The organism is Streptacidiphilus rugosus AM-16 (genome assembly GCF_000744655.1).
Taxonomy (GTDB): Bacteria; Actinomycetota; Actinomycetes; order Streptomycetales; family Streptomycetaceae; genus Streptacidiphilus; species Streptacidiphilus rugosus.
On the sequence record NZ_JQMJ01000003.1, the window covers coordinates 348095 to 360905 of the forward strand.

The window sequence follows — 12811 nt, forward strand, 5'->3', positions numbered from 1 at the left end:
TCGCGGGCCCCCGGGCGGGCGCTAGAGACGGCGGATGCGCCACCCGAAGAGCGCCGCGCCGCTGCCGATCAGGGCCAGGCCGACGCCGAGCAGACGACCGCGCGGTCCGAGCACCCCGGAACGCTGCGCGTCCGCGGCGACCTGTGCCTTCACCCCGTCCTCCGCCGGCAGTATCGCCTGCGGCCCCAGCGGCGGCGGCACGCTGGTCTGCGGCCGGTCCGGCTGGGTCGGGCCGGGCTGCACCGCGACCTGTCCGTCCTGCGCCGGTACCGCGTCGCCTCCGGCGGTCGGCAGGGCCGTGGCGGAGCGCCCGGCCGAGGCGGAGGCGTGGTGCGAGGCGCGCGGCCGCTCGGGGTCCTCGGACGCCGGGGAGCTCGGGTGACGACTGCCGCTCGCGGACGGGGAGGGGAACAGCGAGCTCACCACGGGCACCGGCAGGCCGCTGACCGGCGCGCCGGGCGACGCGGACGCGGATCCGGAGGGGGATCCTGACGGCGCGGTGGGGCTGGGACCGGCGTGGGTGGGACCGGAGTGCGGCGGCGCCGAGTGCGGGGGACGGGAGTGCGACGGCCACCCGGAGGCGGGGACGGGGACGAAGTGCAGCGACCGTCCGTCCGGCAGTCTCAGCGTGATGCCGCTCGCCGAGACGTCAGGCTGCTTCGCCGACGCGGGCCCGGCGCACCAGGGAAGCCCGGCGAGAAGCCCCGCCGCGACGACGACCCCGCATGCCCTGGTACCTCGTGCAGCGCCTGCCTGGAATACCGACAAAGCGCTCATACAACGCAATTAGGACAGCAGTCGGCGGACCGGGCAAGCGTGGTTACGCCGTTCAGGTCCGACCTCGGAGCGAGCGGGATTCGTACCCGAACGGGTCGGCCGAGGCGTGGGGAGATGACAGCTTCTCAGGATCCGGCCGCGGGCTCCCGACCGGCGGTCAGGCGGCCCCGTACGGCCGCCCGCGCCGGTGGCTCACCGCAGGTCAGGACTGGGTGTCCGCGCCGATCATCGAGCTGACCGCGTCGGCGACGTCGCTCCGGTAGAGGCCCAGCTTCGGCCCGTGGACGACCGCTCCGGCGCCGAGCGGGAAGTTCTTGGTCTCGGCGTTCGGCATGTGGTCACCGTCGGCCAGCACGTTCAGCTCGTCGATGCCGGAGACGCCGCCGGTGCTCGAGCCGCCCGGGTTGAGGTCGATCACCGCGTAGGCGGTCTGCCCGGCGTGCACGGGATACGCCGGGGCGCCGCCGAGGCCGCTCGGGATCAGCGGCTTGACGATCCGGCCGCCGGAGGCCTGCGAGTCGTCCAGGTAGACCTGCGGGAAGTAGCTCAGCCCGCAGGCGTGGGTGCTGACGTTGCGCACGGCGATCACCCGCTGGCCGGGCGCGCCGTCGCGGCGGGTCACCTGCACCGAGACCTGCCGACCCGAGCAGGGGTGGGTGTACGCGTAGCTGTCGCTGTTCGCGTCGGAGCCGCCGGCGGCGCCTCCGGCGTTCCCCGCGGTGCTGCCGGCGCCGGTGCTCGTCCCGGTGCTCGCCCCGGTGGAACCCGTGGAGGAGGAACCCTTCGCGGTGGACGGCGCGGACACGGGCGCCGCACCGCCGGTGGCGCCGGAGGCGACGGAGCCCTGCTGCGACGGCGTGCTCGCACCCGACGCGCCGGTCGCGCCGGGCTGGCAGGCGGTGAGGGCGAGCGAGCCGAGGAGGACGACGGCGGCGGACGAGAGCGTGGTCCTGAGAGACACGATGGTGATCCTTCGTTGTGATCGACTGGGATGCCGCAACCCTGCGTCCTGATCCGTCCCGTCTGCCACAGTCCTGCCACAAAGGGGGACACTGGAACGTTTCCACCCCCCTTGAGCTGCGATGATGGTCCCTCCTGGAACGCGGGTCCGGGACGAGGGGGAGGGTGACATGCCGACGGGCATCGAGGATTTCGCAGCCCAGCTGCGCGAGCTCAAGGAGCGTTCGGGGCGGAGCTACGGCACGCTCGCCGCCCGGCTGCACGTCAGCACCTCGACGCTGCACCGCTACTGCAACGGCGCGGCGGTCCCCGGCGAGTACGCGCCGGTGGAGCGCTTCGCCCGGGTCTGCGGGGCGACGCCCGAGGAACTGGTGACGCTCCACCGCCGCTGGCTCCTCGCCGACGCCGAACGCCGCGCCCCCACGTCCACGCCCGCACCCGAACCCGCGTCCGCACCCGAACCCGAGGCCCAGCCCGGGCCCGGCCTCGCGCCTGTCGAAGCCGCGGAGCCCGACGGCCTCCCGACGCGGCCACCGCGCCCCGGCCGACGCCCGCGCCGGACCAGGGCCGTGCTCGCGGGCGTCGCCGCCGTGGCCGTCCTCGTGCCGCTCGTGCTGCGGACGGTGGGCGGCGCCTCCCACGACCAGCCCGTCTCGGCGTCCCTTCCGGGCCGCGGCGCGGCCACGTCGTCCGCCCCGGTCGCATCGACGAACGCCCCGGGCAGTCCGTCGGCGTCCGCGACGCCGTCCGCCGGGCTCTCGCCGTCACCCACCGGGTCGCTCGGCCCCTCGCCCTCCCCCTCGACCCGGCCGAGCCCCGACACCGGGCCGCCGCCCTTCCAGGTCAACGTGCTCTCGGACAACTGGGACAGCCAGTGCGGGCAGTGGTTCCTGCTCGGCCAGCCGCCCGCGAAGGTGCCGCCGCCCCCTTCGCTGCAGCAGACCAACGCCTGGGCCGCCGCGCTGGGCGGAATCCCGGCCGAGGACCTGCGGCTGCAGGTGACGGTGCAGGGCACCTCCGCCCGACCGGTGGTGCTGCACGCCCTCTACGTGCGGATCGTCAGCAGCCGCCCGGCCCCGAAGCGGATCGGCTACACCCCCGCCTCCGGCTGCGGCGCCGGACTCGACCCGGCGAACTTCGCCGTCGACCTCGACTCCCCCGCACCGCGCGCGAAGCCGGTGGCCGGCCTGGTGGGCAGCGGTCTGACCGCGACCCTCTCGAACTTCCCCTACCAGGTCTCCGCCACCGACCCCCAGGTCATCGACGTCGACGCGCACACCACCGACCAGGACGTGAGCTGGTACCTCGAACTCGTCTGGAGCCAGGGTTCCCGCCAGGACGTCGCCCGCATCGACGACAACGGCAAGCCCTTCCGCACCGTCGGCCTGAAGGGCCTGCCCGCCTACTTCTACGACGGCACCACCTGGGCCCGCGCGGAACCCCAGAGCTAGGGCCGGTCCGCCCGGGTCGGCGCCGCCGCGTGTCGGCTCAGACCACCAGCAGGATCTTGCCGATGTGGGTGCTGGACTCCATCAGGCGGTGCGCGTCCGCGGCCTCCGCCAGCGGGAAGGTGCGGTCCACGACCGGCCTGACCACGCCGGACTCGATCAGGGGCCAGACGTGCTCGCGCACCGAGGCGACGATCGCGGCCTTCTCCTCCAGGGGGCGGGCGCGCAGGGAGGTGGAGGCGACCGCGCCGCGCTTGGCCATCAGCTTGGCGATGTTCAGGTCCGCCGTGACGCCGCCCTGCATGCCGATGATGACGAGGCGTCCGTTGAAGGCCAGCGCGTCGATGTTGCGGTCCAGGTACTTCGCGCCCATCACGTCCAGGATCACGTCCGCGCCGCCGAGCTTCGCCAGTTCCTCGACGAAGTCCTGCTCGCGGTAGTTGATCAGCACGTCCGCGCCCAGCTCCGCGCAGGCCGCGAGCTTCTCGGCGGAACCCGCCGTCACCGCGACCCGCGCACCGATCGCCTTGCCGAGCTGGACCGCCATCGTGCCGATGCCGCTGGAACCGCCGTGGACCAGCAGGGTCTCGCCGGGCCGCAGGTGGCAGACCTGGAAGACGTTGGACCAGACCGTCGAGACGACCTCCGGCAGGGCGGCCGCGGTCACCAGGTCCAGGCCCTTGGGGGCGGGCAGGAGCTGGCCGGCGGGGACGGCGACCCTGGACGCGTAGCCGCCGCCGGCGAGCAGCGCGCAGACCTCGTCGCCGACGGACCAGCCGACCACGCCCTCGCCCACGGCGGAGATCCGGCCGGAGCACTCCAGGCCGGGGTGGAGGGAGGCGCCGGGCGGTGGGGCGTAGAAGCCCTGACGCTGCAGCACGTCGGCCCGGTTGACGGCCGAGGCGACGACGTCGACCAGGACCTCGCCGTGTCCGGGGACCGGATCGGGGGCGTCGGCCAGGACCAGCGCTTCGGGGCCGCCCGGCTCTGTGATGGTGATCGCTCGCATGCTGCTGACGCTACTACCGGGGAACGCCGGTCCCCGACCGCCCCAGGCCTGCCGCGGCCCGCTCTCGAGCGTCTGGACCGGGACGGCGGACGTGCGCCCGGAGCCGGCCGAGGGGCCGGACAGCAGATCACCGTACGTGCATTGCTCGTTACATTGCGCCATTCGAGAGGCCTTACGGCAGCAAACGGGCGTACGCTTGCAGGATTGCGCAAACATGCAACCGCTCCAGCGCTTTCCGGCGTCCACTTCGGTGACATCGCACCCGCCATCACGTGCGGCAGACTGAGGGAACGACGAGGGATCAGGGCATGACGGACGACATGGGCGGCAACGCGGCCGGGCAACCGGCGGGCGGGCCGCGCAAACCGAGGTCACGCGGCCGACGCATCGCCAAGGTCGTCGCGCTCGTGCTGTCGGTCCTCGTCCTGATCACGGCCGGTGTGGGCACCTGGCTGTACAACCACTTCAGCGCCAACCTGCACACGGTTCACGTGAACGACAAGAACCTGGGCCAGGAGAAGCCGGACGCCTTCGGCCGGACCCCGATCGACATCCTGGTCATCGGCACCGACGCCAGGAACACCGCCGAGGACTGCCGGCTCGGCGGCGACTGCGGCACCGGCGGCTACGGCAACGCGGACGTGGAGATGCTGGTCCACATCTCCGCCGACCGCTCCAACGCCACGGTGATGAGCATCCCCCGCGACACCATGGTCGACGTCCCCGCCTGCACCGACCCGAACGACAGGAACAACTCGACCAGCGGCTACCACGGCATGGTCAACAGCGCCCTGGCCTACGGCCCGCAGTGCCAGATGGAGACCGTCCACCAGCTGACCGGCATCCCGATCAGCCACTTCATGCTGACCAGCTTCTCCGGCGTGGTCAGCATGTCCGACGCGGTCGGCGGGGTCGACGTGTGCGTCGACAACAACGTCTACGACACCTACTCGCACCTCAAGCTGGCCAAGGGCACGCACAACCTCAAGGGCGTCGCGGCGCTCGAGTTCGTCCGGTCGCGGCACGGGTTCGGCGACGGCGGCGACCTGGGCCGCACCTATGCCCAGCACCTCTACCTCAGCTCGATGATGCGGTCGATCAAGAGCGCGGGCACCCTCACCGACCCGGCCCGGCTGTACGGCCTGGCCGACGCCGCGACCAAGGCGCTGACGGTCGACAGCGGCCTGGGCAGCGCGGGCAGCCTGCTCGGCCTGGCCAACGACGTGAACAAGGTGCCGACCAACAGGATCACCTTCACCACGATGCAGACGGACACCGACCCGAACGACCAGAACCGGCTGGTGCCCGCGGCCGGCTCGAAGGCGCTCTTCGCCGCGATCGCCAACGACCAGTCGCTGAGCTCCCCGGGCGGGGGAGCCGCCACACCGTCGACCTCGGCCTCCGCCTCCCCGTCGGCCGGCGCCGGCGCAACCGCGAGCGCCACGGCGAGCGCGAGCGGCGCGCCGACCGCCTCAGCCGTGCCCGCCGGACAGATCGACGTGCGGGTGGAGAACGCCAGCGGCACCAAAGGCCGGGCCACGGAGCTCGCGAACGCGCTGACCGCCAAGGGCTTCGGCTCCGGCACCACGGCGGTGACCTCGCCCGACACCACTCCCACCACCGTGCTGCGCTACGCCGCCGGACAGCAGGCCCAGGCGCAGACGGTCGCCGCCGCCCTCGGGCTCCCCGCCTCCCACCTGAGCGCATCCACGGGCAGCAGCGGCGTGACCCTGGTCATCGGCGCCGACTGGTCCTCGGGCACCGCGTTCCCCGGCGGCAGCAGCAAGCCCGCCCCGGTCGACACCCAGCAGGCGCTCGCCGACGCGCACTCCCAGATCGCCGGCGACAGCAGCGGCTGCGCGCCGGTCAGCCAATACCGGACCGTGGAGCTCAACGGCGTGGTGATGACCCCCACCGAGGCCTACGCCCAGGCGACCGACGTCCCGAACTCCGCGCCGTGACGAAGGACGCACCGCCCCCACGGCCTGCGGCGTTGCCGGACCGGCCGAGCCAGGACCCGGACCGGACCGGAAGGACCGGCGGGACGGGGCCTTAGGCTGTTGGGGCGAGAAAGGCAAGGCGAGGAGAGGCAGATGGGCGCAGGCGCCGAGTTCGAGGCGGCCGCGGGCACGGCTGCCGAGGACGGCGCACCGGGGCAGGAGGTGCTGGAGCAGGCCGCGGCCGCGTTCGGGCTGCTCGCCTCACCGACCAGGGTGCAGATCGTCTGGATCCTGGCCGCCGGCGAGTGCGACGTCACCGGCCTCGCCGAGCAGGTCGGCGGCTCGCTGCCCGCGGTGAGCCAGCACCTGGCCAAGCTGCGGCTCGCCGGTCTGGTCCGGTCCCGGCGCGAGGGGAGACGTCAGGTCTACCTCGTCGACGACCCGTATCTCACGGCCGTCGTCCGGCTGATCGTCGGCCGCTTCGCGGAGGACGGCACGGGCGCACCGTCCGCCTCGACGCTGGCGGCCGTGGAGGGCTTGGCGCGTGGCCGGATCGTCTGAGACCGCCGCGCTGCGGCACCGACCCGCCCCCGAACGTCCCCGACCGAGCTCCCTCCCCGTGCGCGCCACCGGACTGCTGCGCCGGGCGCTGCCCGCGCTCGGCCTCTTCGTCGCCGTGCGGGCCCTGGGCCTGCTGGTGCTCGCGGTCTGGGCCGGCGCCGAGGGCCGCAGCCCGCACCAGCTGCTCTCCGCGCGCTGGGACTCGCTCTGGTACACGGACATCGCGGCCCACGGCTACCACTGGGCCGGGTACCAGGCGACCCCGCACACCCGCGGTGCGGGCGACCACTCACATCTGGCCTTCTTCCCGCTGCTCCCCTGGCTGGAGCGCGGCCTGCACACCGTCACCGGCCTCGGCTACGCCGACGCGGGCCTCCTGGTCAGCGCCGTCGCGTCGCTGGCGGCGGCCGTCGGGATCCACGCCGTGGGCGAACGCGTTTTCAGCGGGCGGCCCTGGGGCTCCCGCGCGGCGACGCTGCTGGTGCTGCTCTGGGCCGCGCTGCCCATCGGCGTGCTGCAGTCCATGGCCTACACCGAGTCGCTCTTCACCGCGCTCGCCGCCTGGACCCTCTACGCCGTGCTCCGCGGCCACTGGCCGGCCGCAGGCCTGCTCGCCGCTCTGGCGGGGCTGACCAGGCCGAGCGCCGCCGCGGTGATCGCGGCCGTCTGGGTCGGGGCCGCGCTCGCACTGCGACGGCACGAGGGCCCACGGTGGCGGGCCGTCGCCGGTGCGGTGCTCGCGCCGCTCGGGCTGCTCGGGTACGCGGCCTGGGTGGGCGGCGTCTCCGCCTATCTGGACGTACAGGGCCGCTGGGGCAACGGCTTCGACTTCGGCGCGGCATACGGGCGCTTCCTCTGGCGCCAGCTGACGCACACGCCCGCGGCCGGCGTAGGGCTGCTGCTCTTCGTCGGGCTGGTGCTCTGGGCGCTGTGGTCGGGCGTCCGGCAGCGGCAGCCGCTGCCGGTCCTGGCCTACTCGGCGGTCGTCGTGATCGTCGCGCTGGGCGCGCAGGCCTACTTCAACTCGAAGCCCCGGCTGCTGCTTCCGGCCTTCCCGCTGCTGATGCCGCTCGCCGCCTGGCTGGCCTGCGTGCGACCGCGCCGCGCGGCGGCCGGGCTGGCCGTGCTGGTCGGCGCCTCGGCCGCGTACGGCGCGGTCTGGCTGCTCGGCTCCGGGCCGCCCTAGATTCTTCCGACCACGAGGGCCCGTCCGATCAGGCCCCGGCGACCGCGTCGGTGCGGTGGATCGCGATGACCCGGTCCTCCGGCTGGAGCAGCGCGACCTCAGGGTCGCTGAAGGAGAGCCTGCGGTGGCCCCGGACCACCGCGACGACCAGGTCGCCGCAGTCCTGCGGCGAGCGGCCGACCTCGGACCTGGTGACCGGGCGGTCGACGACGTCGAGGCCGTTGCCCACGCTCAGCAGGTCGTCCAGGACCGCGCCGGCGTTCGGGCTCAGGGTCGAGACGCCCAGCAGCCGGCCGACCGAGCTGGCGCTGGTCACCACGACCGTCGCCCCGCTCTGCTGCAGCAGCGGCGCGTTCTCGTCCTCGCGCACCGCGGCGACCACCACCGCCCCCGCGTTCAGCTGCCGGACCGTCAGGGTGACCAGGACAGCGGTGTCGTCCCGCTGCGGCGCGACGACCACCTGGGCCGCGCGCTCGACCCCGGCCCGCCGCAGCACGTCGCTGCGCGTCCCGTCGCCGACGACCCCGGCCACGCCGTCCGCGTTCGCGGCCTCGACCGCGCGACGCTGCGGGTCGACGACGACGATCGACTCCTTCGGGGTGCCCTTCAGCCGCAGGGTCTCCACCGCGTGGCGGCCCTTGGTGCCGTAGCCCACGACGACGACATGGCCGTCCAAGTCCTGCCTCCAGCGGTTGATACGCCACAGCCGGCGGGTGCGGGTGGTGAGCACCTCGAGCGTGGTGCCGACCAGGATGATCAGGAAGAGCACGCGCAGCGGCGTGATCACGAAGATGTTGGTGAGCCGGGCGCCGTCGCTGACCGGGGTGATGTCGCCGTAGCCCGTGGTGGAGAGGCTCACCGTGGCGTAGTAGAGGGCGCCGAGCAGATCCAGGTGGTCATGGGCGTTGTCGTGGTAGCCGGCGCGACCGAGCCAGACCAGCAGCGTGGTCACCGCCAGGACGAGCAGTGCCAGCACCAGCCGCCGCCGCACCTGCCGCAGCGGCGGCCCGCCGGCCTCGGGGGCGGGCAGCAGTACCTGCTGCAGCTCCGCGGCGTCCTTCCGCGACGCCTCGCCGCGCGCTCGGCTCCCGCCGCGACCCGGGCTCAGCCGCACGGGACGTCCAGCACCTCGACCGGTGCGCCCGCCTCGACCCCGCCGGGCGGGACCACGGCCAGGCCTTCGGCGAGGGCGAGCCCGCGCAGCATCGCCGGGCCGTCGAAGCGGAGCGGCAGGGCACCGCGCTCGGGCAGCGCGACCGGCAGCAGCCGGGTGTGGTCGGGGTAGCCGCCCAGCTCCACGGCGGCAGGGACCCGGTACGGCTCCGCCTGCGGGCAGCCGGCCAGGCCGCGCAGCAGGGGCTCGGCGAGCGTCGCCGCGCCGACGGCTGCGGCGAGCGGGTTGCCGGGCAGCCCGACCAGGTGCCGCACGGGCCCGGCCCCGGCGGACGGCAGCTCGGCCAGCAGCATCGGGTGCCCGGGCCGTACCCGGACACCGTCCACCAGCAGCGTCGCGCCGATCTCGGCGAGCGCGGCGTGCAGGAAGTCGACCGGTCCGGCGGCCGTCGCGCCGGTGGTGACGACGACGTCGGCGCGAGAGCGGCGCAGCGCGGCGACGAGCGCGGCCAGGTCGTCCGCGACGCTCACGACGCCTGCCACCCGCGCGCCGTAGGCGGCGATCCAGGCCGGGAGCATCGGGCCGAGCGCGTCCCTGATCCGGCCGTCGCGGGGGGCGCCCTCGGTCAGCAGTTCGTCGCCCAGCACCAGCAGGTCGACGGTGGGCCGCCGGTGCACCGACAGCCGGTCCAGCCCGACGGCGGCGGCCAGGCCGAGGACGGCCGGGGTGACCAGGGTTCCCGCGGGGAGCAGCGGATCGCCGGCCCGGCACTCCTGCCCGCGCGGCCGGATGTCCCGGCCGGGCAGCGGCGACCGGACGCCCGCACGGCAGCGGAGTTCGCGGGCGCTGCCGTGCTCGCGGACCCCGCCGTCCTCGCGGCGGAGCACGGCGGTGGCTCCCCCCGGCACCGGAGCGCCGGTGGCGATACGGACGGCGTCGCCGTCCTCCAGGGTGGTCGGGGCGGGTCGGCCGGCCAGCCCCTCGCCCTCGGCCGGGGTCCGCAGCCGCCAGGGGCCCGGACCGGCGACGGCCCAGCCGTCCATCGCGGCGGTGTCGAAGGCGGGCAGATGGGAGAGGGCGGCGAGCGGCTCGGCGAGGACCGCGCCCAGCGCCTCGGTCAGCGCGCAGGCCTCCGCGCCGAGCGGGCGCGCTCCCGCGCGGGCGGCACGGGCACGGGCCTGCGGCCAGCCGAGCTCGTGCTCACGCAGCGGGGGGCCGCCGGGAGTAGCGGCGCCGGGAGTTTCAAGATCGCCGAATGCTTCACGCGTGACATTTCGCGATCTTGGTCGGGCGGAGTGGGTCAGGTTGATCGCGTCGTCCAGCGCCTGGTCGAAGCCGGTCCCCGAACCGGCCGGACGCGCCTGCTCCGGCCCCCGCCGGGACGCCCCCGCAGCTTCCGCCGCCTCGGCCGCCTCGTAGTCGAAGGGCCGCTCGGGCTCCGGTGCGATCGCGGGCGCGGCCGTCCGCGGCCGCAGGTAGGGATAGGCGGCCAGCAGGTCCGCCTCGCCGCCGTCGCCGATCTCCGCGTCGGCCCCCGTCCCGGCGAGGCCACTCACTCGGAGAGCTCCTCTGAGCGTTCGGCCGCCCAGCGGAGCGCGAGCTGCGCGGCCTTCCGGTTCGCCTCGGCCACGGCCTCCGGCCCGCCACCGGCGGCGGCCGCCGCGTAACCGACCAGGAACGCGGTCAGCGGCGCGGCCGGCCGGGCCACGCCGTGGGCGACCTCGCGGGTCATGTCCAGCAGCCCGGGCACGTCGACGTCGAGGTCGATGCCCAGCTCGGTCTTGGCAGCGGCGATCCAGTCTTCCAGCACGGGTCCATCGTCGCCGATGCGCGCGTCAACGTCGTGCAACGGGCGATTTCGGGTGCGTGTCCGCCCGCTCACCGCCCCGCGGGCGGGTCGTGCGGGCCGTCGGCGCCGTGCGCGGGCTCCGCGGGATGCGCGTGGTGCGGGGGCAGCGGCCGGTCGGCGGCGCGGGCGCGGGCGAGACGGACGTCCTCCCAGGTGTCGCAGTCGACGGACACCCCGCGCGGGTCGGTCAGATGCCGCGTCGCCAGCCCCCCGGTCACGGCACGCAGTCTGGCGCCGTCCGGCGGGCCGACCCTGGCCAGCGCGGCCCGCAGCGGGGCGGTCCGGTACGCCGCGGTGAGCAGCTGGTCCCGGCCCTCGACGTCCACGAGGGTGGCCGCCTCGATGTTCGGCTCGTTCCGCAGGGTGTCGAGCAGGTGGTGCACCGCGGCCGGGTCGAGAAAGGGCAGGTCCGCGGCGAGCAGCAGGACGACCTCGGCGGTCACCAGACCCAGGCCGGCCGCGAGCGCGGCGGCCGGGCCGCCGCCGGGCGGCTCCTCGCGCGTCCACCGGACCGGCCGGACGGTGGGCCGCTCGGGGCCGACGACGACCGTGACCCGCGCGTCCCCGCACGCCGCGAGGACCCGGTCGAGCAGCGTCACCCCGCCCACGAGCAGCCCTGGCTTGTCCACCCCGTCCAACCGCCGGGCCGCGCCCCCGGCGAGGATCACGGCGTCGTAGGCGTAGTCCGCTGTGTCGTCGGCGATGTCATCCATAGGAGCACCATGCAACCACCTTCCGGTCCCACGGCGCGCAGGGCACGCGTCAGAGCTGGTGCTCCGCCAGCAGGTCGCCGAGCTCCTGCTCGTAGGCGGCGGCCGGGCCGAGCAGCAGTTCCAGGTGCTTCGCCCAGGCGTGGTACCGGTGCAGGGGGTAGTCGAGGTCCGCGCCGATGCCGCCGTGCAGGTGCTGGGCCGTGGAGGCGATGGTGCGGACGCCCTCCGCCGACCAGATCTTCGCCGTGGCCAGGTCCGCCTCCAGCGGCAGCCGGTCGGCGAGCTCGGCGCCCGCGACGATCCGCCAGGCGGCCTGCCAGAGCGTCACCTCCATCGAGCGCAGGTTGATGTACTGGTCGGCGGACTGCATCGCGACCGCCTGGAAGGTGGCGATCGGGTGGCCGAACTGCTCGCGCTTGCTCGCGTACCCCGAGGTCAGCCGCAGTGCCGCCTCCCCGAGACCGAGGCAGAGGGCCGCCACGCCGACGATCATCCTGGCCCGCACCGCCCGCCAGTTGGAACCGTCCGCCGCAGGGTCGCCCAGCTGCCAGGAGGCCGCCACGACCGCTCCGTCGAAGACCAGCTCGCCCGCCAGCTCCCCGTTGGTCGACACCTGCCGGTTCAGCGTGACGCCCGCGCCGCGCGGGTCGACCAGGAGCAGCAGCGTGCCCCGGGAACTGCGCGCCGGGACGAGAACCAGATCCATGACCGGGGCCCACGAGACGCCGGTCTGCAGTCCCCGCAGCAGCCACCCGCCGGGGACCGGCTCCGCGGTCACCGCCTCGTCGGCGGGCTCGTGCCCGGTGCGGCCCTGGGCGGCCACGCCCACCAGCAGCCGGCCCGCCGCGATCTCCGGCAGCAGCCGCTGACGCAGTTCCGCCGAGCCGAAGGCGGCGATCGCGAGGGCGGCGGCGCCGGTCTCCAGCAGCGGGACGCGCGCCAGCACCCTGGCCGACTCCCGCAGCACCAGGCACCAGGCGATCTCGTCCAGTCCGCCCCCGCCGTACTGCTCGTCGAGCGCGATACCGATCAGGTCGGACTTGGCCAGCCGGTCCCACAGCTCCCGGTCGACGTCGGTCGACACCGGGTCGATCCCGACGGCCGGGCTCGGCACGCCGCCCTCCGGCGGCACGTCGGCGAAGACGGCCCGTGCCGCCTCTGCCGCGGCCTGCTGCTCCTCGGTGAAGGTGAAATCCACGGCGCACCCCATTTCCGGCCCCTGCCCAGTCCTGACGAGACGTCAGATTAGAACAA

At 74.8% G+C, this 12811-nt stretch carries 11 protein-coding genes and 1 pseudogene; 4 read left to right on the forward strand and 8 right to left on the reverse strand.

Going from position 1 to position 12811, the window contains the following annotated elements; all coding sequences use genetic code 11:
- Positions 1-21: 21 nt before the first annotated feature.
- The gene (locus BS83_RS05020; protein ID WP_037601390.1) at positions 22-423 is read right to left on the reverse strand and encodes a hypothetical protein; all 402 of its coding nucleotides are present in this window, start codon (positions 421-423) and stop codon (positions 22-24) included.
- Between the two features lie 556 nt (positions 424-979).
- Positions 980-1738 (reverse strand): DUF4232 domain-containing protein, encoded by a 759-nt coding sequence (locus tag BS83_RS05025; protein ID WP_037601392.1) that lies wholly within the window; start codon positions 1736-1738, stop codon positions 980-982.
- Between the two features lie 169 nt (positions 1739-1907).
- Here BS83_RS05025 and BS83_RS05030 point away from each other — a divergent pair, with 169 nt between their 5' ends.
- The gene (locus tag BS83_RS05030; protein ID WP_037601395.1) at positions 1908-3188 is read left to right on the forward strand and encodes a helix-turn-helix domain-containing protein; all 1281 of its coding nucleotides are present in this window, start codon (positions 1908-1910) and stop codon (positions 3186-3188) included.
- A 37-nt stretch (positions 3189-3225) separates the two neighbouring features.
- Here the strand turns inward: BS83_RS05030 and BS83_RS05035 are convergent, their stop codons facing one another.
- Positions 3226-4194 carry an NAD(P)H-quinone oxidoreductase gene (locus BS83_RS05035; RefSeq protein WP_037601398.1) on the reverse strand — a complete coding sequence of 323 codons (969 nt, stop codon included), beginning with the start codon at positions 4192-4194 and terminating at the stop codon, positions 3226-3228.
- Between the two features lie 308 nt (positions 4195-4502).
- On the opposite strand from BS83_RS05035, the gene BS83_RS05040 reads away from it, so the two are divergent.
- From BS83_RS05040 to BS83_RS05050, 3 genes are all read left to right on the forward strand, one after another.
- Positions 4503-6155 carry an LCP family protein gene (locus tag BS83_RS05040; RefSeq protein ID WP_232248054.1) on the forward strand — a complete coding sequence of 551 codons (1653 nt, stop codon included), beginning with the start codon at positions 4503-4505 and terminating at the stop codon, positions 6153-6155.
- Positions 6156-6287: 132 nt separating this feature from the next.
- Positions 6288-6695 (forward strand): ArsR/SmtB family transcription factor, encoded by a 408-nt coding sequence (locus BS83_RS05045; RefSeq protein WP_037601401.1) that lies wholly within the window; start codon positions 6288-6290, stop codon positions 6693-6695.
- Complete coding sequence (locus BS83_RS05050; protein WP_408640968.1) at positions 6679-7881, forward strand: hypothetical protein; 1203 nt, start codon at positions 6679-6681, stop codon at positions 7879-7881. Before BS83_RS05045 ends, BS83_RS05050 begins: the two co-directional genes overlap by 17 nt.
- Before the next feature lie 28 nt (positions 7882-7909).
- On the opposite strand, the gene BS83_RS05055 is transcribed toward BS83_RS05050, so the two are convergent.
- The 5 genes and pseudogenes from BS83_RS05055 to BS83_RS05075 all read right to left on the reverse strand — a co-directional run bounded on the left by BS83_RS05055 (position 7910) and on the right by BS83_RS05075 (position 12755).
- A complete protein-coding gene (locus BS83_RS05055; RefSeq protein WP_408640969.1) occupies positions 7910-8995 on the reverse strand; it encodes a potassium channel family protein in 1086 nt (361 codons plus the stop codon).
- Positions 8986-10203, reverse strand: a complete 1218-nt coding sequence (locus BS83_RS05060) for a molybdopterin molybdotransferase MoeA (RefSeq protein WP_037602648.1) — start codon at positions 10201-10203, stop codon at positions 8986-8988. Before BS83_RS05060 ends, BS83_RS05055 begins: the two co-directional genes overlap by 10 nt.
- A 344-nt stretch (positions 10204-10547) precedes the next feature.
- Positions 10548-10817: pseudogene (locus BS83_RS48810) on the reverse strand (DUF6457 domain-containing protein); the annotation flags it as partial.
- Between the two features lie 56 nt (positions 10818-10873).
- Complete coding sequence (gene mobA / locus BS83_RS05070) at positions 10874-11557, reverse strand: molybdenum cofactor guanylyltransferase (protein WP_051942649.1); 684 nt, start codon at positions 11555-11557, stop codon at positions 10874-10876.
- Between the two features lie 49 nt (positions 11558-11606).
- Entirely contained in the window at positions 11607-12755 is a 1149-nt protein-coding gene (locus BS83_RS05075; RefSeq protein ID WP_037602653.1) for an acyl-CoA dehydrogenase family protein, read from the reverse strand.
- Between the last annotated feature and the right edge of the window lie 56 nt (positions 12756-12811).